Source organism: Ferdinandcohnia salidurans (assembly GCF_042680725.1).
In the GTDB taxonomy this organism is placed as follows: domain Bacteria; phylum Bacillota; class Bacilli; order Bacillales; family Bacillaceae_L; genus Ferdinandcohnia; species Ferdinandcohnia salidurans.
The window spans coordinates 269415-292640 of record NZ_JBHUEK010000018.1; the positions used below are offsets into that span (position 1 = coordinate 269415).

Sequence of the window (23226 nt, forward strand, 5' to 3'; positions counted from 1 at the left end):
ACCCCAATGAAGAGGAAACCCCGGTAACTTCCCATGCCCAATCCCCTTCATAACCCAAATGAAGAGGAAACCATCGCAATCCCAAGCCCCAAATCCCCTTCATCCCCAGAACAACCCACTACTATCGCACCAACCCCCGAGCATAAAATACAACAATCCACATCATCATCTATTACGAATTTAAATTTAACGTCTAAAAAACATTATAAAAATGTTGACAAACAATTTAAAATATTCTATATTACATATTATAAACGATAGTTAAAAAAACGTAATACAAAGAGGTGTTCATTGATGAGTATAAAAGAGGCTGAGGTATTACTTGAAAAGGTTCAAAATGGATTTATTGTTGAGCGCATGGAGGATATGAATGACGAATATTTGAAAGCGCTAAAACAAACACTCGCGATTGTAGGAGATACAGAACTTCTTAGTGTCCCACCATTATTAACAGTCTACGATCAAGCCCCAAACTTAAACTATAAAATTACCGCTCTAGCAGTTATGCAAGATGAAATCGGTCATGCTCATATCGCTTACCGTTTGCTGGAAGACCTTGGTGAAGATATTGATGAAATGCTCTACCGTCGACCAGCCAACCGATGGAAAAATCCGTACGCGTTTGATTTTAAATTAGACAACTGGGTTGAATTAGGCGTCTTTAACGGACTATTTGATCGTTCAGGATATACGCTGTTAGGTGATGCATACGAACACACTTCCTATGGACCTTGGAAGCGTGCACTTGTAAAGGTTGATAAAGAGGAATTATTCCACCTTCGTAATGGTGAAATCATTATGAAAAATGCGATGAAGAATCAAGAAACGGCAAAACAAGTACAAGAAGCGGTGGATTGGATGTTCTTAATGGCACTCGAGTTCTTCGGTGTTGCAGATAATCTTAAGAGCCGTTCGGCGCAATTGGATTATCGATTAAAAGGGCGAACCAATGATGAACTAAGACAAAAATGGTTATCAACGGCTGTTCCGTTCTGTGAGTCAATCGGTGTGAAAGTTCCAGCTCATTACGATGAAGACCAAGGAAAATATGTTATTGAAGTACCATTCCCTTGTAAATTTGATGCAGAAAATAAGAAATGGTTAACAGACCAACCGGATACATGGGAAGGTGCAATCGAGCGCTTTAAGCAAAGAGGTCCTCAGAACCAAGAATTTGTTACTCGCATCCAAAAGGGAGTTTGGGAGTTAGAAGCAATGAGAGCAGAGGAGGCATAAACATGAGTGGAATTATCCAAAAAGAACAAACAACAACAAAGTATTGGGATGCTCTTAAAGAAGTAATGGATCCTGAGTTTCCAATCAGTGTTGTGGATATGGGGCTAATTTATAATATTACCCAAAACGAAAGTGAATTAGAAGTTGAAATGACATACACCTCCACTGGTTGCGCTTGTATGCAGTGGATTGAAAACGATATCAAAGAACGTTTATTGAAAGAAGAAGAGGTGGATGAAGTTAAGATTCAGGTTGTTTGGGATCCACCTTGGACAACAGCTAACCTAAGCGAAGAAGGAAAGAAAAAATTAAAGCACTGGGGGGTAAGTTCATGACAGTAGACGTTGCAAAAAAACATGATTACCTTCTTCTCACTCGAATCAATCGTGGAGATGAACTTATTCATGTGGGAACATTCAAGGCAGTTAATGATGATTTAGCAAAGATTTATGCACAACATATTTATGACGAAGAAGACTGGGTAGAAATGTATGTTGTTAAAAAAGAAGCTCTTGTTTGTGTTCGAAGCCCAGAACCATTATTCGCAAAGGAGTGAGACTGATGTCTAAGGAACATATTTCGTTAGTAGAACTTGGTGAAACAATTGCTGATAATAAATTTATTTTAGGTGACCGATTAGTTGAAATTGGTATCAGCGGACCAACTTTAGAAGGAACGCTTTCATCGATTGCAATGGCACAGCAGGAACTAGGACATTCAAGACTGCTTTATCGCTGGGTGGCAGATTTATCAGGTGTTAAGTCGGAAGTAAAACATCAAACCGGAAAAGCATTTCAACAGAATGTTGAAATTGGGAATTGGATTGAACTTATCGCTGGAATTTACGTAACAAACGTAGCAGTTGACCTCGTTATGAAAGCCATGATTGAAGCGAATAATCCAAATGTGAATCCTCCTTTTACCAAAATGCTAAAGGAGCAGCAAGAACATCTCATTTATTCACAGAGCTGGTGTGAGCAGCTTCTACTCGATAAAGGGTCAATCCCGAGAAGAACGAAAGAGGCTATTACAAAAACAGCGCAAGAAGCGAAGGAATGGTTAATTAAAGTAGAAAATGATATGTATTTCGTCACTGAAAATATCATTCCAAAGGATGCTAGATTGGTAGAGCAATTCGATGCAACGCTCGGGGAAGTCTTAAAGGATGTGGCAAAGCAACATGTCGGCTAAAAAAGAGAACGCTCAATGTTCATTTTGCTCATCTGAAGATGTAAAGAAGATTTCATCCTTTGGTACAGCCCAATTAGTTCGACAATACTATTGTAATGAGTGTAAAAGTGTATTCGAATACATTCGATGGCAAAAGGAAGACGCGGCTAAGTAGAAAGGATCGAATATTATGCAGCAAATAAAAACAGTAGGTGTAATAGGTTCCGGAACAATGGGGGCAGGGATTGCTCAATTACTCGTCCTAAACGGATACCCTGTCATTCTTTTTGATATCGATGAAGCAACTGTAACACGTGCGAAAGAGGCAATAGAATCAAAGTTAAATAGATTAGTAGTCAAAGAAAAAATTACCCATGCCACATCAGAACAAGCAAAAGAGAACTTAGGGATTACAACGGATATGAACTCATTTGCCGATTGCCAATTGGTCATTGAGGCAGCGCCAGAAAGGTTGGAAATTAAACGGTCCATCTTTTCACAACTGGAAGACATCTGTTCGAAAGATTCGATATTGGCGTCGAATACTTCCTCACTTTCGATTACAGAAATTTCAGGTCAAAGCGCAAATCCAGAACGAATCGCAGGCTTGCACTTTTTCAATCCGGCACCAATCATGCCGCTTGTTGAAGTAGTGAAAGGGTTAAAAACAGCTTCCTCAACTGTTGAAACTCTTGTGCAATTTGCCCAAACCATTAATAAAAGTCCTGTGATGTGTAAGGATACCCCAGGTTTTATTGTGAATCGAGTGGCACGACCATTTTATAATGAAGCATTGCGAATTATGAATGATAAGATTGCTACGCCAAGTCAAATCGACCGAATTATGAAGAATGCCGGCAATTTTAAGATGGGGCCATTTGAATTGCAGGACCTCATCGGAATCGATATCAATTTTGCGACGACAAAATCTGTATATGAAGGATTTCACGGAGAAAGCAGATTCCGCCCTCATTACTACCAAGAGCGGATGGTCCAATCAGGTAGCTTAGGAAGAAAAACAAAAGGAGGGTTCTTTGATTATGACAATTAAAACAGTCGCTATCATAGGAGATAACCTTATTGCAAAAGAACTCTCCAACTCTTTTCAAGCCAACCCACGTGTTCATTTGGTTGATGCGAAAGCTTTGAATGATCAGGTGGATGTCGTCATTGAAACGATGAATCTGGATAAGAAAGAAAAGAGACGTAGAATCGGGGAAATTGAGGCAAGTGTTTCACCTACTACATTGATTTTATCAACTACCCTTGGCGTGACAGCGACTGAGGTTGCTTCATGGCTTTTTCAACCTGAAAGATTAATAGGATTTGGGACTTTCGCTAATTTTAGAAAGGGCAGCTTAATTGAAGTGGCATTGCCATTGCAAGCTGATGCAAGTTATCTTCAAGCTGCCACAGATACTTTTTCATTCATTAATCAGGATATTGAGGTTGTTGAGGATGAGGTAGGATTTGTATTCCCAAGGATTTTATCAATGATTATTAATGAAGCGGCCTATGCATTATCAGAGCAAACGGCAGAGGCTGAGGCAATTGATGTTGCGATGAAAAAAGGCACAAATTATCCAATGGGTCCGCTTGAGTGGGCACGAGAAATTGGGCTAGATGATATCTTTGCAGTGTTGAGTGGATTATATCGTGAATTAGGGGAGGAGCGTTATCGCCCAGCTCCACTTATTCGAAAGCTTGTGTATGCAGGTTGGATTGGTGGAGAAACCGATAAATGCTTTTACCATTATCAAAACCGCAAAAATAAGGAGCTTTCAGTATGAGAGAAGCTGTCATAATTGATGCAGTTCGTACACCAATAGGAAAACTTAACGGTTCGCTTACGAGTGTACGACCTGATGATCTTGCAGCCCATGTAATCAAGCAATTAATGGCTCGCGTTGACCTGGATTCGACTCTAGTTGAAGATGTGTTATTCGGTTGTGCGAATCAAGCAGGTGAAGATAATCGAAATGTTGCAAGAATGGGATTGTTATTAGCCGGGCTTCCTATTTCGATTCCAGGAGTAACGGTTAATAGACTTTGTGGTTCAGGATTAGAGGCAGTTAATCAGGCATCCGCTGCGATTAAGTCAGGCTTAGGAGATGTCTTTATTGCAGGAGGAACGGAAAGTATGACCCGTGCTCCGTATGTAATGATGAAACCTCAAGTTACAAGTGCAAAGGGGAATCAAACTTTGCATGACACAATGCTAGGATGGCGTCTTGTGAATCCAGCTATGAATGAAATGTATCCTCCAATTAGTTTAGGAGAAACGGCTGAAAATGTAGCAGAGAAATATGGAATCTCAAGAGCAGAACAAGATGATCTTGCCCTTTCAAGTCAGCAAAAGGCAGCCGCAGCGATTCAAAGTGGAAGATTTAATGATGAGATTGTGCCCATTGAAATACCACAAAGAAAAGGAGAACCTCTTCTTTTCAGGGAGGATGAACATGTTCGTCCTGGAACCACTTTGGAAACGCTGTCTAAACTTAAGCCTGTTTTCCGAAAGGACGGTTCGGTTACTGCTGGAAATTCATCTGGTATTAATGATGGATCTAGTGCCATCCTCGTAATGGAAAAGGAACTTGCAGAAAGACTTGGGTTAAAGCCGATTGCTAGAGTAGTGACATCTGCTGTTAGTGGTGTCCATCCGGACTATATGGGAATTGGCCCGGTTCCAGCGACAAGAAAAGCATTACAAAGAGCAGGTTTAACTGTTGATAACCTTGATTTGATTGAAATTAATGAAGCATTTGCAGCACAATCTGTTGCATGTATTAAAGAACTCGAACTAGATATGAATAAAGTGAATGTCAATGGTGGTGCAATTGCTTTAGGCCATCCACTAGGATGCAGTGGTGCGCGTATTGTTACTACTCTTGTTCATGAGATGCAAAAACGTGATGTACGTTATGGCTTAGCCACTATGTGCATCGGCGTCGGTCAAGGAATCGCGACGATTATAGAGAAAATGTAGGGAGTGAAACAACATCTATGGTGGAATTAAAAGAAACGTACCAACTATTGATTAATGGAGAATACTCAAACAGTAGCAATAATGAATTTTTCGAGACTTATAACCCCGCAACTGGTGAGGTTATCGCAAAAGTAGCAAAAGCGACAAAAGAAGATGTGGATCGTGCAGTGGACGCAGCAAGAAACGCGTTTGAAAACGGAAAGTGGCCGAAATTACCTCAAGCAAGAAGAGCAAGAGTTCTTAACAATATCGCAGCAATCATGCGCGAACGTTTCAATGATCTTGTTGAAGCAGAAGTATTAAATAGTGGAAAAACAGTTGCTGCTGCCAAGGGGCAAATTGGTCAAGCTATTGAAGACTTTGAATTCTATGCAGGGGCAATTACAACCTTTGGCGGACGTACGAACCCAGTTCCGAATGGATTTTTTAACTACACCGTAAAAGAACCTGTAGGAGTTTGTGCGCAAATTATTCCATGGAACTATCCATTAATGATGGCTGCTTGGAAAATTGCACCTGCCATTGCAGCAGGCTGTCCTGTGATTCTTAAGCCAGCTTCACATACACCGATTACTGCTTATATGCTTGCAGATATCTGCCATGAAGCAGGGGTTCCAGCAGGCGTAGTAAATGTTATCACAGGAAGTGGTTCAGTAATTGGTCCTTACTTAACGACTCACCCTGGTGTCGATAAAGTAGCCTTCACAGGTGAAACAGAAACCGGGAAAGACATTATGGCGAAAGCTTCAACTACTTTAAAACGTGTTACTTTAGAATTAGGTGGAAAATCTCCTAATATCGTATTCGATGATGCTGATATTGATGGCGCAGTAGCGGGTTCTATTTATGGAATCTTCTATAACACTGGCCAATCCTGTGAGGCCCGTTCAAGACTATTTGTACATGAAAACATTTATGATGAATTTGTCGAAAAATTTATTGAAAAGGCCCAAAAACTAAAGGTTGGTGACCCATTCGATAAGGAAACACATATGGGGGCCCTGATTTCCAAAGACCATGAAGAAGTTGTAGACGGCTATGTAAAACTTGCAATTGAAGAGGGCGGAGAAGTTCTTTATGGAGGAAAAAGACCAGAAGGCAGCGAATTTGATAAAGGGTACTGGTATTTACCAACTGTTATCGGAAATGTCACAAACGACATGAGAATTGCTCAAGAAGAAGTCTTCGGTCCAGTGGTAGTTATCATGAAGTTTAAAGATGAAGCTGAAGTGCTAGAGCAATCAAATGATTCAATTTTTGGACTTGGTTCAGCTGTCTGGACAAAGGATCACGGTAAAGCACATCGAATTGCAGAAGGCATTCGTGCAGGTATTGTCATGATAAATTGTCCAATTTCAGCCTTCCCTGGAACACCATTTGGCGGCTATAAGCAATCAGGCTTTGGAAGAGAATTGAGTATCGAAACACTTGATCTTTATTCAGAAACAAAGAGTGTGGTCTCCTATAATGGAGAGCGTCCACTAAATATTTTCAGAATATAGTATATATAAATAATTTTCCAATAAAACAAATGGAGGAATGTAAACATGTCAATTAATTTAGAAACAAAAAACCTTACTGTAAAAAAAGTCGATGGAATCGCTGAAGTTCACATTCATGTAAATAAAACAAATTCATATGACCTTGAGTATTACAAAGAGTTAAATGCGGCAATTGATGACATTCGTTTTGATAATGACATTAAAGTAGCTGTACTAATGAGTGATATGCCAAAATTCTTCTCAGCAGGAGCGAATATCAATTTCTTAAAATCTGCTGAGCCACGTTTTAAAACACAGTTCTGCTTATTCTGTAACGAAACATTAGATAAGATTGCACGTTCACCACAAATTTGGATCGCTTGCTTAGAAGGTCATACTGTTGGTGGTGGGCTAGAAATGGCTCTAGCTTGTGACTTACGTTTCATGGGAGACCAAGCAGGTAAGATTGGACTTCCAGAAGTATCTCTTGGCGTATTAGCAGGTACAGGTGGAACTCAGCGTCTAGCTCGTCAAGTTGGACACTCTAAAGCCCTAGATTTAAATATCACAGGTGAAACATTAACACCACAAGAAGCATTAGCTATTAAACTAGTAGATCGTGTATATCCACAAGAAGAAACAAGGGCGAAAACATTAGAATATGCACAAAAAATCGCAAACAGCGCAACTTATGCAACTTCTAATATTAAGCTATCGATCATGAATGGAAAAGAAATGCCACTTAACGTAGCAATCCGTTATGAGGGTGAGCTTCAAAACCTCTTATTCCGTTCTCAAGATGCACAAGAAGGTTTAAGTGCATTCATTGAAAAGCGTGAACCAAACTGGTCAGGTAAGTAAGAAATAATTTATTATTCTTCATTTCGGTTTATTAACACTATATTCACAGTGTCAATGTCAAAATATCAACTATGAATTACTCCGAAAAAGGTGGAGGTAACGATTACCTCCACTATCTTAAATTTTTTCTATCTACAAGATAGGTAAGGAGGAAAAGTGTGATAAAGGTAGCTTCGGATTTAAAGGGAATTGCAACGAAGTACAATGCAGCCGATCGATTTATTGAAGAAAATGTACGAAACGGACTAGGTGAAAAAACAGCCATAATAAGTGGAGACGAACAAGTTTCTTATCAAGAACTTCTTAATCGTGTGAACCAATTTGGTAACGCTCTCAAAAGGTTGGGTGTGGAAAATGAAAACCGTATGCTGATGGTTATGCATGACACTGTTGAGAATATTGTTTCCTTTTATGGGGCGATAAAAATTGGTGCACTTCCAATCCCATCCAACACCATGCTTCAGCCCGGGGATTATGAATATCTATTAAACCACAGTCGTTCGAAAGTGCTTGTTATTCACGAGGATCTTTGGAGCAAAATTAAGGCAAATAGAGATCGATTTGTCTTCCTTCAGCATGTTATCGTCGTCACAGAAAACACAACAGTAGAAGCAAATGAAATTGATTACCATGAACTGATAAGTAATGCTTCAACAGAGCTTGAGTCATTTTTATCAGTGAAGGATGACCCTGCATTCTGGCTATACAGTTCTGGTAGCACTGGAAATCCAAAAGGTGTTATTCACCATCAACGAAGCATGGAAGCAGCGTATAACACGTATGGAAAACAAGTTTTGGGGATAAGTGAAAATGATGTTACCTTCTCCGCTTCAAAGCTCTTTTTTGCGTATGGGCTTGGAAATGGGATGTATTTCCCATTAGGAGCTGGAGCTACAACTGTTTTATTAAAGGATCGTCCTACGCCTGATAAAGTGTTTGAAACACTTGAAAAGACAAAACCAACGATCTTTTTTGGTGTTCCAACACTTTATGGTAGTTTGATTAACTATGTTGAGCGTACAGGAAAAATTCCTGACTTATCATCAGTGAGAGTATGTGTATCTGCTGGGGAGGCGCTCCCTGATACATTTGTGAACAAATGGAAGCAACTCTTTAATCTTGATATTTTGGATGGTATTGGATTAACAGAAGCACTACATATTTTTATTTCGAATCGGGTTGGAGATATTCGTCCTGGAAGCACAGGGAAGCCTGTCCCTGGATATGAGGCGAAAATTGTCAACGACGATTTCGTGGAAGTAGAACCAAATGAAGTTGGGGACTTAGTTATTAAAGGGGAAAGCCTAACGGGTGGTTATTGGGCAAATATCGCTGAAAATCAGAAAAAACTCAAAGGTGAGTGGATGTATACCGGGGATAAATATTACAAGGATGAAGAGGGTTATTTTTGGTATTCAGGGCGTTCAGATGACATGCTGAAGGTAGGCGGAATCTGGGTTTCTCCAATCGAAGTAGAATCAACTCTACTCAAACATGATTCTGTTCTAGAGGTCGCGGTAATTGGCGTCAAGACAGAGGATAATCTAGATCTTCCAAAAGCTTGTATTGTGCTTAAAGAAGGGGTTGCCCCATCTGAGGAATTGAAAGCAGAATTAAAAGCTTATGTAAAATCAAACTTAGCCCCTTATAAGTATCCTAGAATCATAGAGTTTATGGATGAAATCCCAAAAACGGCTTCTGGGAAGATGCAACGTTTTAAATTAAGACAATAATCAATGGTTTTTGGTGCGAAAGTAAAATTAACGTAATAAATTAAAAGAAGGTAACTTCACAAAAAAAGTATTTATTTTAATTTAACAAAAAAGCTTAATTTACAGTATGTGTTGATTTAATAGAGGTCGTGTTGGTATTAAAGGCAGAAAATGTAAGCCGTTATTCCAACCCTCCTCCATTTTTTTTGCATGAAACTTTGAAGAAATTTATTACGTTTTTTTTATGGAAGTTGTAAATATGTATTGAATATTTAGATAGTTATAACTATAATAATATTCAAAATACTATAAATTTTGGAAAGGGGGTATCCATACATAATCCAAAAGTCCTGTTGTGTAAAAAGTGTATTCACCAGAGAGGGTCAATATTGAATGCGTTTCCATTAAAGGGAGGGTTACCTATGAAACTAGTAAAAAGAAATTGGTTGATCATGTTGGCATTTGTTCTATTGCTTTCAGCATGTAGCTCAGGGGCAATCAGTACAACTACGGATAATAACAAAAAAGAAGAAAATGAGGAACCAACGACAACTGATTCTTCAAGTGACGAGCCAATTAAAATTGGTGCTTTACTACCTTCAACAGGTGTATATGCATCACTTGGGGAAAATGTTAAGAACGGTATGGAGCTTTATTTTGAAGAAATCGGTTGGGAAGTCGCCGGTAAGAAAATTGAGATTGTTCATGAAGATACAGAGGCAGACCCACAAGTTTCCTTACGTAAGCTTCGTAAATTAATGGAGCAGGACAAAATTGATATTTTAACGGGTCCAATCAGTACTGCGGTAGCTTATGCGATTCGTGACGAGGTTGATAAGAACAAATTACCATTCCTTGTTTCTCATGCTGGTGGAAATGATTTAACAAGAACAAAGCGTAGTGATTATATCTGGCGTTCGTCTTTCTCTTCTTACCAAATTGGACACTCTATGGGCCAATGGGCATATGACAATATTGGTGGAAAAATCTATTTAACAGCTGCTGACTATGCATTTGGTCATGAAGCTACGGCAGCATTTAAGGATGCTTATACGGCAGCGGGTGGAGAGATTGTTGAGGAAGTATTCGCTCCACTGGGAAATAACGATTTCTCTTCTTACCTAGCAAAAATGAATCGTGATGACATTGATGGAATCTATGCATTCTTTGCAGGTACAGATGCAATTCGCTTCGTTCAACAATACGAGCAATATGGATTAAAAGGTAAAATTCCTTTAATTGGTTCTGGATGGCTTACTGCTGAGGATACTCGTCCACAGCAAGGAACTGCTCCTGAAGGCATCATTGCTTCTATCTTCTGGGATTATAGTCTAGATACGCCTGAAAACAAAAAGTTCGTTGAAGCGTATGAAGCGAAGTACGATGCGAGACCAAGTATCGAATCGGCAGAAGGATATGATGCAGCGGCGATTATGGCAAAAGCAATCGAAGCATTAAACGGGGATGTTTCAGACCCTGATAAACTAGTAGAGGAAATCTCAAAGGTTGAACTGGATAGCCCAAGAGGACCAATCAAGTTTGACCCAGAAACTCATCAAATTATCCAAAACCTTTATATCGTAGAAACATACCTTGATGGTGACAAGACGGAAAATAAAGTAATCGACACAGTACCAGAAGTTGTCGACCCAGGAAAATAAGAAAATAATTAAAGAAGGAGGCAAAGGTAACAGGTGTTGCCTCTTTCTTTTCGAGTTAACAATATATTATTACTATTTTAACGAAGTTTTCTGTGTCTAGTTCCAGCGCCTAGCCCCTCGAGGTCTAATAACCTGTGCCAAGAAAAGTCAAAGAGCAACTTTTTTGGCACAGAACATTAGCTTGTCGGGGCTGAGCGAGGCGCTTACACATTTCGGATTGGGAGGAAAGGAATGGATACATTAGTTTTACAATTGATGAATGCGCTTAGCTACGGGTTTCTCCTATTCATTATTACATGTGGGATAAGTCTCGTTTTTGGTATTTTAGGGGTATTAAATTTAGCGCATGGTTCCCTATATTTATTAGGATCGTACATGGGTTATTCAATCGTTGTAAAATCAGGACTACCATTTTGGGTTGCACTCCTGGTTGTGCCTTTTGTTATTGCCGTTATCGGATTGATTTTAGAAGTAATCCTACTTCGGCCTACCTATAAGCTTGGCCATCTTTCCCAAGTATTGTTAACCTTTGGTCTAGCATACATCTTCCATGATCTCTTCTCCATCATTTGGGGGAAAAACATCATGACCGTAACCCCACCAGCTTTCCTAAGCCAATCAGTTGAGGTGATGGGGAATATGATCCCTTCATACCGTCTAGCTTTAATTGTAGTCGGAATCATTATCGCTGTAGCCCTTTGGTATACACAGGAAAAAACAAAATGGGGCGCTGTTATCCGTGCAGGTTTATCTGATAAAGAGATGGTTGGTGGGCTAGGAATCAACATCCACCTCGTCTTTACTCTTGTATTTTTCTTTGGAAGTTTCTTAGCTGGAATCGGTGGGGTGCTTGGCTCCCCAATCCTAGGAGTAGCCCCTGGAATGGAATTTAATATCCTCATTTTATCTCTTGTTGTTCTAGTTGTAGGAGGACTTGGGTCGGTAAGTGGAACGATTGTTGCGAGCCTTTTAGTGGGTATGGTTGAAACATTTAGTCGTTTCTATGTCCCGGAACTAAGCTTAATCATTACATTTGCATTGATGGCTGCTGTATTAATTATCCGTCCGCAAGGATTGATAGGAAGGAGGGCATAAATGGGCAAACAGTGGATTAAAGGAAGTGTATTATTCTTATTAATGGTTGCTGCTCCATTTTTTGTTTCTCTCTATTACGTAAACATTTTTACGGAAATCTTGATCTTTGGGATATTCGCCATAAGTTTAAATATCCTAGTTGGTCAGACTGGATTGGTGTCCTTAGGGCATGCTGCATTTTTCGGTGCTGGTGCTTATGCAACTGGTTTAGCGGCAAGTCATTTATCTACAAATGTGTTTCTAACGATTGCAATTGGAATGCTGCTAGCCTTTTTACTAGCCATTTTAATAGGCTTTGTATCGACTAAGGCACACGGTTTTTACTTTTTGATGCTAACACTTGCCTGTTCCCAGATGGTTTACTCCATCATTTATCAATGGACAGATGTAACAGGTGGATCAAATGGATTGTCAGGAATTCCTGCTCCAAGCCTGTTTGGAGATTTTCTCCTATCCAATCAAGTGTTTATCTATTACTTTGTATTAGTCGTATTTGCTATTGTTATGATCGTTATTAATAGACTTCTTCATTCCCCTCTTGGGTACGTCTTCATTGGTATCAAAGAAAATGAAGATCGAATGAAGTCGATTGGTTATAACACAACCTTCTATAAAAACATTAGCTTTTTGATTGCTGGTACTTTAGGTGGACTGGCTGGAAGTTTATATGTATTTTTTAATGGTTTCGTGGCCCCGACAGATGTGTATTGGACAGTGTCTGGCTCTGTACTGATCATGGTGTTAGTTGGAGGAGCAGGAACACTTTGGGGACCCGTTATTGGAGCAGCATTTATCGTTGTGTTGGAGACCATTATTAGTTCTTACACAGAAAGCTGGATGATGATAATTGGTACTGCCTTCATCTTATTCACAATCTTTGCTCCTTCAGGAATTGCGGGATTGTTCTCTAATCTAACAGGTAGCATTTTTAAACCAAAGCCCAAACCTGTAGAGGAAAATTATGTTGAGCAACCGATTGAACCGATTAAACAGCAATCAAAAATAAATGGATAGGGGGGGAAGTGATGACTACAATTCTTTCAATTCAAAATCTATCAAAGCATTTTGGTGGGTTAAAAGTAATTGAAGATATTACGTTGGATGTATCAGTTGGAGAACGTGTCGGATTAATTGGTCCAAATGGCGCGGGTAAGACAACCTTTTTCAATATGATCGCTGGAGACTTGAACCCAACAGGTGGAACAATTGCTTATTATGACCGAGATATTACAAAGGTACCAAACTATAAAAGGACAGAAAATGGTATTGTTCGAACGTTCCAGAAGAACAATTTAATGTTTGGATTAACCGTGAAAGAGAATGTTCTCCTTGTTTTACAGAAAATGAGGAAAGAGCATACGCAATGGTGGAAGAAGGTAAGTCTCAAAAATTATCAAGCGTTGCATGAAGAAACGGATGCCCTTTTACAGGAATGGAATCTTGAGCAATATAGCGATAAAAAGGTACAAGAGCTATCTTATGGTGTGCAAAGACAAATTGAGATTGTCATGGCCATTGCTGGAAAGCCAAAGATTCTACTGTTAGATGAACCGACAGCAGGTATGTCACAAGTTGAAACTGACCAAATTATTGCTTTAATTAATAAGCTGCCAAAAGAAGTAACGATTTGTATGATTGAGCATGATATTGATGTGTTGTTTGGTAACATGGATCGAGTTATTGTCCTACATACAGGAAAACTCATTGCGGATGGTACACCAGAAGCCGTTCGTGAAAATGAAGAGGTTAAAGAAATTTACTTAGGGCGGGAGGAGGCTGCACATGCTTAAGCTGAAAGATGTTAATAGCTTCTATGGCTCGAGTCACATCCTTCATGGAGTGAACCTTGAAGTGAAAGAAGGCCAGGTTGTGACCCTTTTAGGAAGAAATGGTATGGGTAAAACGACAACCATGCATTCAATTATTGGCTTTGTTAATAAAGTACAAGGTGAAATCCTATTTGAAGGTAAAAATATTGCCTCGCTCCAAAGTCACCAAATTGCAAGAAAGGGAATTGGCATCGTTCCACAGGGGAGAAGAATATTTCCGAACCTGACCGTAACAGAAAATCTAACCGTTTTCGCTGATCTGAAAAAAGGAGATTGGAATCTAGAGAAGATCTTTCACTATTTTCCACGCCTAAAAGAACGTGAAAAGTCTCATGCTGGCACCTTAAGTGGTGGGGAACAATCGATGCTATCAATCGGAAGAGCATTGATGAGAAATCCAAAAATCCTATTGCTCGATGAACCTACCGAAGGATTGTCACCCTTAATGGTCAGTGAAGTGATGGACGTCCTTTTAAAATTAAAAGAATCAGGAATGTCAATGCTTCTAGTTGAACAAAATATCTCAACTGCTTTACGAATAGCAGATGATGTTTATATTTTAAGTAAAGGGAAGGTAGTCTACCACGACAACCCGGAAGAACTAAAAAATAATATGGATATCGCGTATCAACATCTCGCGTTAAGCAGCTAACAATAGCCCTTCCCATTCCCGGGAATGGGCTATTTAATTTCATTTCCTATAAATACTAAAATCCCCTTTGGTAAAGACTACTAGTGGTGATGAAAATGCCTTGTAAATCAAATGATGAATTAAAGGAATTAGTGAAAGAAGCACGCAAAATAACTAAAAATGGGCGTGTAGCTGATTATATACCAGCACTTGGGAAAGCAAACCCGAATGATCTATCGATCGCAATCAACTTTCCGGATGGACGTTGCTTTTCCGCAGGGGATATTGAAAAAAAGATCTCGTTACAAAGTATCTCCAAAGTTGTAACGCTTGCTCTCGTTTTGATGGATAGGGGCAAACAATATGTTTTTGAGCGTGTCGGAATGGAGCCGACTGGTGACCCGTTTAACTCGATTGCAAAGCTAGAATCAATGGTTCCCTCAAAGCCACTAAACCCGATGATTAATGCTGGCGCACTTGCTGTTACCCATATGATTAAAGGGAACACAGTAGATGAGAGATTTCATCGATTGCTCACATTCATTCGTGAATTAGCAAACAATGACACGATCCATTACAATGAGGAAATTGCCCAATCTGAATATGACACGGCACATCTTAATCGAGCTTTATGTTATTTTCTAAAACAGCATCAAATCATTGAAGAAAATGTCGAAGAACTCATAGACCTTTATACAAAACAATGTGCAATTGAAATGAATTGCCTTGATTTATCAAGGATAGGTGTTGTATTTGCTCTTGATGGTGTCGATCCGGAAACAGGTAAACAAATTATGCCGAAAAATGTTGCGCGTATCTGTAAAACGTTCATGGTGACCTGCGGAATGTACAATGCCTCTGGTGAATTTGCCATAAAGATCGGGATTCCAGCAAAAAGTGGTGTATCCGGTGGAATCATGGGGGCGGTTCCAGGTAAATTTGGAATAGGGATATTAGGTCCGGCCTTAGATGAAAAAGGAAATAGCATAGGTGGAATAAGGCTTCTTGAGCTCTTATCTAAAACCTATAACCTTAGCATGTTCTAAGAGTTTTCAAACTGAGATATTTTCATTGCAATCCAAAAAGGCGTGTTATAAGATATATCTTATGACTAAATAAAACAATGGTATAAAATTATGAACTTAACGTCTAATGTGGGGGGAGTTTTATGGATTTTTCCGAAAAACAAGTACGCCCTCAATACGGTATTCTTGCCGTCTTGATGGTTGGTGCCTTTATTTCATTTTTAAATAATACATTATTAAATGTCGCGTTACCTTCTATTATGACGGAACTAAAGGTTGACCCATCGACAGTACAGTGGTTAACCACGGGCTTTATGCTAGTCAATGGAATATTGATTCCGACTACAGCCTTTTTAATCGAAAAATATACCGTTCGCCGATTATTTATCGTTGCAATGGGATTATTTACAATCGGTACGATACTTTCGGGTACCGCCCATGTATTTTCTGTCCTGCTTGCAGGTCGGATGATCCAAGCATCAGGTTCGGCAATTATGATGCCGCTACTAATGAATGTAATGTTGGTAAGCTTCCCTGTTGAAAAAAGGGGAACAGCGATGGGGGTTTTCGGATTAATCCTCATGTTCGCACCGGCGATTGGACCCACACTTTCGGGTTGGATTATTGAACACTATGATTGGAGAATGCTCTTCCACTTCATCACGCCAATTGCAGCTATCGTGTTCATACTTGGCTTTATTATGCTAAAGGATAAAAAAGAAAAAGTAATTTTAAAACTGGACTTTTTCTCTTTAGTTTTATCAAGTATAGGATTTGGTGGATTATTATATGGATTTAGTTCAGCCGGCAATATGGGGTGGGGAAGTCCATTTGTATATGGATCCATTATTATAGGAATAATCTCGTTAACTTGGTTTATCGTACGTCAATCAAAGCTTGATATCCAAATGCTTAATTTTGGTGTCTATCGTTATCCGATGTTTGCATTGGCTTCAGGGATTACGATGGTTGTTAATATGGCCATGTTTTCAGGGTTTTTATTGCTACCAATTTATTTACAAACGATATTAGGTATTTCGCCTATGAATACTGGACTTTTACTTTTACCTGGAGCGGTATTAAATGCTTTTATGTCACCGATCAATGGACGTTTATTTGATAAATTTGGTGGACGAATCTTGGCAACTCTGGGATTGGCCATCACAACTGTAACAACCTATCTTTTCAGCCAGCTGACCTTTGAAACTTCCTATACGTATCTTATGATTTTACATGCGGTGAGAATGTTTGGTATGTCCATGGTCTTTATGCCTGTTTCAACAAATGGATTAAATCAGTTGCCGCGTAACTTATACCCACATGGTACAGCTGTTAATAATACATTAAACCAGGTTTCAGCCGCCATTGGTACAGGATTTTTAATTACATTGATGTCACTAAGAGAAGAGTCATCTGCAGCAAATTTACTTAAGAATATTCAAGGGCAGCCTACAGAGGCACAAGCTCTACAAATTCAGTTACAAGCCATGCTTGAAGGGATTAATTTCACCTTTTTCGTTTCAACCTTCTTAATACTTCTTGCGTTTATTCTCGCGTTCTTTATTAAACGAGCGAAACAGGAAGAAGATATTACGGGTAAGAAAAAAACAAAACAAGGTGTTCAGCCTACATTAGCAAAGAATTAAAAAAAAGGAGAAATCGTCCAATTGGATTGATTTCTCCTTTTTACTTTCCTTTTATGGCAGGTATTTTAATTTTGACTGTGAATTCCTCGTCTTTACATACAAAGTCCAAAAATCCATTTGCTTCATCGACAACATCATATATTAACTTTGTGCCAAGTCCTTCGTGACCATCACCTTTAGTCGTTTTTCCAAAGGTTTCAAACAAGTGATCTAAGATGGACGCTGGAATTGGAAGAGTACTATTTTTACATGTTAAAATATACAATCCACTTCGCTTATAACATTGCAAGGTAAGGAAGGCATGGCCCTTATGCTCTTTTTGCCATTCTTCACACGCATCAATACTATTGGATAAGAGATTTCCAATTAAGGTCACAATTTGCTGGTCCGACAATGGTAAGGATGAAAGTGGCAAATCAAAATCATACACAATTGAAATATCAAGTGCCCTTGCTTTGCGATACATTTGATGGAGAATACCTGCTACCACACCGCGTTCGCCTTTTATTGAAAGATTTGTTTCTTTATAGCCCTCAACCAATTCATCCAAATAGTGTTTTGCTTCCTTGTCTTTTCCATTTTCAAGCATAAAGTGAATGGCGGAAACATGCTTTAAAAAGTCATGCCGTTCACTACGAACGACTCGGAAGGTTTCATTGAATTGAGCGCGTTGTTCATCAAAATGTTTGGCCTCTTCTAATAAAGTATTCATTTTTCTTGAAATTGAAAGTCGTGATAAACATACATAAATGCATAAAATCGACAATACCACGATGAGTCCCCAATAAAGCATGATCAAACATTACGCCACCTTAAAGGAAGTTAATAAGTCTGGTAAAAATGACACATCGAATTTCTTCGTTGGCTTGCTTTTCCGTTCCTCACGTATTAATTGCATACGCTCCGGTACTCAAAGCTGCTCCGCCTCGAACTTCTCGGTCCTTTTCACCCTCCTTTTTAACATCACTAAAAATAATTTTGTTGTAAAAAGTCTACTTTTTCTTTTGTGATCATTGCCTGTTCTTCGATACCTTCGAAAGTGACAATATAGGAGTTCTTTGCATAAAGCGAAAAGTTTTTTACATAGTGAATATTGATGATAAACGACCGGTGTGACCGAATGAAGTCTCTTTCTCGTAATTCTCCCTCTAACTCACCCAGAGTTTGATAGGTTTTTATCGGCCCTGATTTTGTATAAATGGTTGTCGAACGCCCTGAACGTTCAATAAAAATAATATCCTTTTTTTGGAGAATATGTATTTCATTTTTTTGTTTTAAATAAAGTCTTCCATGAATTTCAGCCGATTTTGTTTTTTCGAGTAAACGTTCAATTGATTTCACTAACCGTTCCTTCGGGTAGGGCTTCATTATATAATCATGAACATTTAGTTCAAATGCATGAACAGCATAGCCACTATTTCCTGTTACAAAAATCACCGAAATATTCAGTGCATGCGTGTGAATAATATCGGCAAGTTCATAGCCAGATAAATTTGGCATCTCAATGTCAGCAATCAACAAATCGATTTCCTCTTTTTTGATTTGTTCATAGGCTTCCTCGGCGGATAATGTAGAGAAGATAACCTCAATATCTGAAATGCCACTTACAATTGCTTTTAATTTATCCAAATCAATCAAACGGTCATCTACAAGACCAACCTTCATCTTCAAATCTACCTCACATAACCAACATTTATATGAAAATTTCCAAATATAGTATCTTTCTATTTTAACACCTTTATAGGAAAATTTGACCTTTTCACGACAAAAAAAGGAACATTCGCGACATAACTAGAGATTTTCTTAAAAAGGATGGCTATGATATAGACATAAGAACAAGACGAGGTGGAAAATATGATCGAAATTAATGAAGTGACAAAAAGATTCAAAGATAAAAAGACTTCTATAACTGCATTAAAGCATGTGGAATTTACTGTTGAAAAAGGGCAAGTTGTTGGATTACTAGGGGAAAATGGTGCGGGAAAAACAACTCTTCTACGAACCATTGCGACGTTACTAACTCCGACGGATGGAAATGTTAAAGTGGCAGGCTATGATACTCAAAAAAATCCAGAAGAAGTGAAAAAGAGAATCGGTGTATTATTTGGTGGCGAAACCGGATTGTATGATCGTCTCACTGCACGAGAGAATCTCGAATTTTTTGCAGCTTTATATGGATTAAGCAAACATGAAACGAAAGTAAGGATAGATGAATTAGCACGAATGTTTGGAATGCGAGATTACTTGAATCGTAAGGTCGGTGGGTTCTCAAAAGGTATGAGACAGAAGGTAGCGATTGCGAGAACACTCATTCATAATCCAGAGATTATTCTCTTTGATGAGCCAACGACCGGATTAGATATTACGTCATCAAATGTATTCAGACAGCTTGTTCACCAGTTAAAGCGTGATGGTAAGACGATTATATTCTCTAGTCATATTATGGAGGAAGTTTCCATGCTTTGTGATTCAGTCGCAATGATGCATAAGGGAGAACTCGTCTATCAAGGTGATTTAGATGAGCTTTATAAATCAGAAGGAAGCCAGGATTTGAATTATATTTTCATGAGTAAACTTGTTAGGGGGAACGAAACATATGCTTCGTAAAATATATTTGAAAGAATTAAAAGATTGCTTTCGCGATCGTCGTACATTAATACTTACTGTCTTATTACCAATTATCATGATGTCCGGAATGACGTTTTTCTATGAAAATATGATTTCAGATGGCGAAGGTGATACTTTCCAGCTTGCAGTTGAAGAATCTTCCATGATTGAAGCAGAGAGGATACTTTCAGGAGTAGAGAATGTTGAGCTCATTGAATCGTCTAACCTAGAGCAATCCATTCAGGACGGAGATGCACAAGTCGGATTGGAATTAACACCGAATTTCGTTGAGGCGACACAAAACGGGAAGGAAGCTTCGGTCACTCTCGTTGGGGATTCATTTAGTCAAAAGTCTACCCAATTAAATGCAATTATCTTGAATGCCTTAACAGTTTTTGAGAAAACAGTGGTTGTCGGGATCCTTCAGGCAGGCGGAATTGATCCTACTATCATGCAACCATTTACGATTAAACAAGAAGAAATGACAAATGAAGATCCAAATGTTGATATGCTTGCATTTTTAATTCCATTAATTTTATCAATTGCAATCGGAGTTGGTTCAGGTCCTTCTGCAGCCGATTTATTTGCGGGTGAAAAAGAAAAGAAAACGATGGAAGCTCTGTTAATGACACCTGTTAAAAGATCTACCTTGCTACTTGCAAAATGGCTAACGATTGCTACAATTGGGTCGGTAATCGGCATTATTACATTGGCTGTAGTTGCATTGGAGATTAGTCTGTTAACTGAAAATCTCAAAAACGCTGTATCATTTGGAGATGACGCTTATTTAATCATTGGAATCGGCATCTTACTAGCAGTTATCTACGCTGCATTTACCGCTTCATTAATCATGATTACAAGCATTGTCGCGAAAACAATCAAGGAAGCAGGAAGTTATAGCAGCCCTGTCATGATGATTGCCATGTTCCCTGCAATGATTATAGTAGGGGTAGGAGTGAATGAACTTACGAATTATCACTTCACTGTACCAATTATGAATTTATTTACTTTATTAAAAGAATTGATGTTCGGAATCATTGACTATGAACATATTCTACTTGCTTTCGGTAGTAACATTGCTTGTATGATTATCTTCTTTGTGATTGGCCGTATCTTGTTTATGAAAGATAAATGGGTAATGAACTAATAAAAAACTGCCAGCCCTTTATATTAGGGGCCGGCAGTTTTTTTACACATCCTGTGCGTATCTCTCATCAGGAATTTTTGTAAGTGTGACATATAAACTTACATTTTCTGAACCATCATTTACAAAGCTTAAGTTTTCTTCTCCATTACAAACGATCACATCGTCCTTTTTCACTTTAACGTCTTGCTCATCAATTGTAAAAGTGCCTTCACCTGAAAGAACGAGTAGATATACATTAGACCCTGGATGCTTGTGAGCAGGTAGCGCTTGATTTGGCATGAAGTTTAACATAAAGACGGTACTACCACCTTCTTTAAAGATGACACGTTTTGTTAGTCTTTCCTCATTATATTCTATAAAATGATTGAGCATTTCTTTTTTCAATTGAATCGCCCCTTAATATGTTTATTAGGTTATCTATAACCATTATAATGTAGGAATAAAAGTCAGACTGTGATATATATCATGATCTATAAATGGCCGTTTTTTATACTGTTATACAACAATAATATTGAGTTGTCTATACACATGATTTATAATTCGTAATATAGAGAATTTTCTAAAACGAAAAAGGGGGAATGTAAGTGCAGGCTTTTACTGATTGGTTGAATGGTATCCTTTGGAGCCCGGTCATGATTTATGGAATGCTTGGTGTTGGACTTTTATTTTCAATTTTAACTCGTTTTTTACAGGTAAGGCACATCAAAGATATGACATCCCTTATGTTCAAAGGAAAAAGCTCTGATGCGGGGGTTTCATCATTCCAAGCATTGGCTGTTTCTCTATCAGGTCGTGTTGGAACAGGTAACATTGCAGGAACAGCTACCGCCATTGCATTTGGTGGACCAGGTGCTGTTTTCTGGATGTGGGCGATTGCCTTTATTGGAGCATCAACTTCTTTCATTGAATCGACATTAGCACAGATTTACAAAGAAAAGCAAGATGGTCAATATCGTGGTGGACCAGCGTATTACATAGAAAAAGGAATCGGTTGGAAATGGTATGGAATTATATTTGCTCTTGCTGCACTTCTCGCAATGGCATTTCTAATGCCAGGAATCCAATCGAATTCGATTGCTGCTGGATTGGACAATGCATTTGGAATTAATAAATGGGTAACTGCAGCTATCTTGGTTGTGTTAATTGGTGCCATTATTTTTGGTGGTATTAAGAGGATAGCAAACGTTGCACAGTATGTGGTACCATTTATGGCTATCGGTTATATTATTATGGCAATTATTATTATGATTATGAACATTGGTCAGTTACCAGCAGTAATTGCTTTAATTTTTAAGAGCGCATTCGGAGCTGAGCAAGCATTTGGCGGGATTATTGGGATGGCAATCGCATGGGGAGTAAAACGTGGTATTTACTCAAATGAAGCTGGTCAAGGTACAGGACCACACGCAGCAGCAGCTGCGGAAGTATCTCATCCGGCTAAACAAGGTTTAGTTCAAGCTTCTGCTGTCTACATTGATACATTATTAGTTTGTTCAGCGACAGCATTTATGATTTTATTTACAGGAATGTATAATGTTCAGGCGGAAGATAAAACATTCATTGTAAATAACTTAGGAGAAACGGTTGAAGCGGGGCCAGCGTTTACACAAGCAGCTGTTGAAACTGCACTACCAGGGTTTGGTGCTGGATTTACAGCGATTGCCTTATTCTTCTTTGCCTTTACAACAATTATGGCATACTACTACATGGCAGAAACAAATATCGCTTATTTAATAAGAGGTAGGGATAGTAGGGTAGCCATGTTTATATTAAAAATTGTTTTATTAGGATCGATGACCTACGGAACTGTGAATGAGGCTAAGCTTGCTTGGGCATTTGGTGATGTTGGATTAGGTTTAATGGTTTGGCTGAATGTTATTGCCATTCTCATATTAGCAAAACCTGCATTGGTCACATTGAAGGACTACGAGAAGCAACGTAAGGCGGGACTAGATCCAGTCTTTGATCCAGTTAAGCTTGGAATTAAGAATGCTGACTATTGGGTGAATGATTACAAGCACGAAGATAATCCTTCAGGCTCGTTAACAGAAAACGATAAGTCGTTCCCAGGATAAAGATAAAAATGGACCGTTAACCTGTAAAGGGTATCGGTCTATTTTTATGTTTCAATATATTTAA

24 protein-coding genes are annotated in these 23226 nt (G+C 38.7%); 21 read left to right on the forward strand and 3 right to left on the reverse strand.

The annotated features are described in order from the left end of the window. The first annotated feature begins 294 nt into the window (after window positions 1-294). The 18 genes from ACFSFW_RS12350 to ACFSFW_RS12430 all read left to right on the forward strand — a co-directional run bounded on the left by ACFSFW_RS12350 (window position 295) and on the right by ACFSFW_RS12430 (window position 17333). Complete coding sequence (locus ACFSFW_RS12350) at window positions 295-1236, forward strand: Phenylacetic acid catabolic protein (RefSeq protein ID WP_388038663.1); 942 nt, start codon at window positions 295-297, stop codon at window positions 1234-1236. 2 nt (window positions 1237-1238) lie between these two features. Next, complete coding sequence (locus tag ACFSFW_RS12355) at window positions 1239-1571, forward strand: metal-sulfur cluster assembly factor (RefSeq protein WP_304218048.1); 333 nt, start codon at window positions 1239-1241, stop codon at window positions 1569-1571. Continuing rightward, on the forward strand, window positions 1568-1792 hold the full coding sequence (locus ACFSFW_RS12360) for a hypothetical protein (protein WP_099352876.1): 225 nt from the start codon (window positions 1568-1570) through the stop codon (window positions 1790-1792). Before ACFSFW_RS12355 ends, ACFSFW_RS12360 begins: the two co-directional genes overlap by 4 nt. Before the next feature lie 5 nt (window positions 1793-1797). Beyond that, window positions 1798-2427 (forward strand): Phenylacetic acid catabolic protein, encoded by a 630-nt coding sequence (locus ACFSFW_RS12365; protein WP_388038668.1) that lies wholly within the window; start codon window positions 1798-1800, stop codon window positions 2425-2427. Continuing rightward, window positions 2417-2581 (forward strand): PaaD-like zinc ribbon domain-containing protein, encoded by a 165-nt coding sequence (locus tag ACFSFW_RS24255; protein ID WP_309101515.1) that lies wholly within the window; start codon window positions 2417-2419, stop codon window positions 2579-2581. The genes ACFSFW_RS12365 and ACFSFW_RS24255 overlap by 11 nt, the downstream gene beginning before the upstream one ends. A gap of 15 nt (window positions 2582-2596) precedes the next feature. Then, the gene (locus tag ACFSFW_RS12370; RefSeq protein ID WP_388038671.1) at window positions 2597-3457 is read left to right on the forward strand and encodes a 3-hydroxyacyl-CoA dehydrogenase NAD-binding domain-containing protein; all 861 of its coding nucleotides are present in this window, start codon (window positions 2597-2599) and stop codon (window positions 3455-3457) included. After that, window positions 3447-4196: a 3-hydroxyacyl-CoA dehydrogenase family protein gene (locus tag ACFSFW_RS12375; protein WP_388038674.1), complete on the forward strand. Its 750-nt coding sequence runs from the start codon at window positions 3447-3449 to the stop codon at window positions 4194-4196. Before ACFSFW_RS12370 ends, ACFSFW_RS12375 begins: the two co-directional genes overlap by 11 nt. Next, window positions 4193-5392 carry a thiolase family protein gene (locus ACFSFW_RS12380; RefSeq protein WP_388038677.1) on the forward strand — a complete coding sequence of 400 codons (1200 nt, stop codon included), beginning with the start codon at window positions 4193-4195 and terminating at the stop codon, window positions 5390-5392. Before ACFSFW_RS12375 ends, ACFSFW_RS12380 begins: the two co-directional genes overlap by 4 nt. Before the next feature lie 17 nt (window positions 5393-5409). Beyond that, entirely contained in the window at window positions 5410-6894 is a 1485-nt protein-coding gene (locus ACFSFW_RS12385) for an aldehyde dehydrogenase family protein (protein ID WP_388038680.1), read from the forward strand. Window positions 6895-6939: 45 nt separating this feature from the next. Continuing rightward, window positions 6940-7734 (forward strand): enoyl-CoA hydratase/isomerase family protein, encoded by a 795-nt coding sequence (locus tag ACFSFW_RS12390; protein WP_099364058.1) that lies wholly within the window; start codon window positions 6940-6942, stop codon window positions 7732-7734. Window positions 7735-7892: 158 nt separating this feature from the next. Next, a complete protein-coding gene (locus tag ACFSFW_RS12395) occupies window positions 7893-9467 on the forward strand; it encodes a benzoate-CoA ligase family protein (protein ID WP_388038683.1) in 1575 nt (524 codons plus the stop codon). Window positions 9468-9868: 401 nt separating this feature from the next. After that, complete coding sequence (locus tag ACFSFW_RS12400; RefSeq protein ID WP_304218024.1) at window positions 9869-11107, forward strand: ABC transporter substrate-binding protein; 1239 nt, start codon at window positions 9869-9871, stop codon at window positions 11105-11107. Window positions 11108-11338: 231 nt separating this feature from the next. Then, on the forward strand, window positions 11339-12202 hold the full coding sequence (locus ACFSFW_RS12405; protein WP_304218021.1) for a branched-chain amino acid ABC transporter permease: 864 nt from the start codon (window positions 11339-11341) through the stop codon (window positions 12200-12202). Continuing rightward, window positions 12203-13216, forward strand: coding sequence for a branched-chain amino acid ABC transporter permease (locus ACFSFW_RS12410; RefSeq protein ID WP_304218019.1), 1014 nt, complete (start codon window positions 12203-12205; stop codon window positions 13214-13216). It begins immediately after the preceding gene. Window positions 13217-13227: 11 nt separating this feature from the next. After that, a complete protein-coding gene (locus ACFSFW_RS12415) occupies window positions 13228-13992 on the forward strand; it encodes an ABC transporter ATP-binding protein (protein WP_388038688.1) in 765 nt (254 codons plus the stop codon). Continuing rightward, window positions 13985-14683, forward strand: coding sequence for an ABC transporter ATP-binding protein (locus tag ACFSFW_RS12420; RefSeq protein WP_099364063.1), 699 nt, complete (start codon window positions 13985-13987; stop codon window positions 14681-14683). The genes ACFSFW_RS12415 and ACFSFW_RS12420 overlap by 8 nt, the downstream gene beginning before the upstream one ends. A 95-nt stretch (window positions 14684-14778) precedes the next feature. Then, window positions 14779-15708: a glutaminase A gene (gene glsA, locus ACFSFW_RS12425; protein WP_388038692.1), complete on the forward strand. Its 930-nt coding sequence runs from the start codon at window positions 14779-14781 to the stop codon at window positions 15706-15708. A 122-nt stretch (window positions 15709-15830) separates the two neighbouring features. Next, window positions 15831-17333, forward strand: coding sequence for a DHA2 family efflux MFS transporter permease subunit (locus tag ACFSFW_RS12430; protein ID WP_388038695.1), 1503 nt, complete (start codon window positions 15831-15833; stop codon window positions 17331-17333). Window positions 17334-17373: 40 nt separating this feature from the next. Here the strand turns inward: ACFSFW_RS12430 and ACFSFW_RS12435 are convergent, their stop codons facing one another. Both ACFSFW_RS12435 and ACFSFW_RS12440 read right to left on the reverse strand, forming a co-directional pair. Further along, window positions 17374-18126, reverse strand: coding sequence for a sensor histidine kinase (locus tag ACFSFW_RS12435; protein WP_388038891.1), 753 nt, complete (start codon window positions 18124-18126; stop codon window positions 17374-17376). Between the two features lie 173 nt (window positions 18127-18299). Continuing rightward, entirely contained in the window at window positions 18300-18998 is a 699-nt protein-coding gene (locus ACFSFW_RS12440) for a LytR/AlgR family response regulator transcription factor (RefSeq protein ID WP_388038698.1), read from the reverse strand. A 189-nt stretch (window positions 18999-19187) separates the two neighbouring features. Here ACFSFW_RS12440 and ACFSFW_RS12445 point away from each other — a divergent pair, with 189 nt between their 5' ends. Beyond that, window positions 19188-19940, forward strand: coding sequence for an ATP-binding cassette domain-containing protein (locus ACFSFW_RS12445; protein ID WP_388038700.1), 753 nt, complete (start codon window positions 19188-19190; stop codon window positions 19938-19940). Beyond that, on the forward strand, window positions 19930-21087 hold the full coding sequence (locus ACFSFW_RS12450; RefSeq protein ID WP_388038703.1) for an ABC transporter permease: 1158 nt from the start codon (window positions 19930-19932) through the stop codon (window positions 21085-21087). Before ACFSFW_RS12445 ends, ACFSFW_RS12450 begins: the two co-directional genes overlap by 11 nt. Window positions 21088-21129: 42 nt before the next feature. Here ACFSFW_RS12450 and ACFSFW_RS12455 read toward each other — a convergent pair whose 3' ends face one another. Then, complete coding sequence (locus ACFSFW_RS12455) at window positions 21130-21471, reverse strand: cupin domain-containing protein (protein WP_388038705.1); 342 nt, start codon at window positions 21469-21471, stop codon at window positions 21130-21132. A 200-nt stretch (window positions 21472-21671) separates the two neighbouring features. Between ACFSFW_RS12455 and ACFSFW_RS12460 the strand changes: the two genes are divergently transcribed. Beyond that, a complete protein-coding gene (locus tag ACFSFW_RS12460) occupies window positions 21672-23162 on the forward strand; it encodes an alanine/glycine:cation symporter family protein (RefSeq protein WP_502306376.1) in 1491 nt (496 codons plus the stop codon). The last annotated feature ends 64 nt before the right edge of the window (window positions 23163-23226 follow it).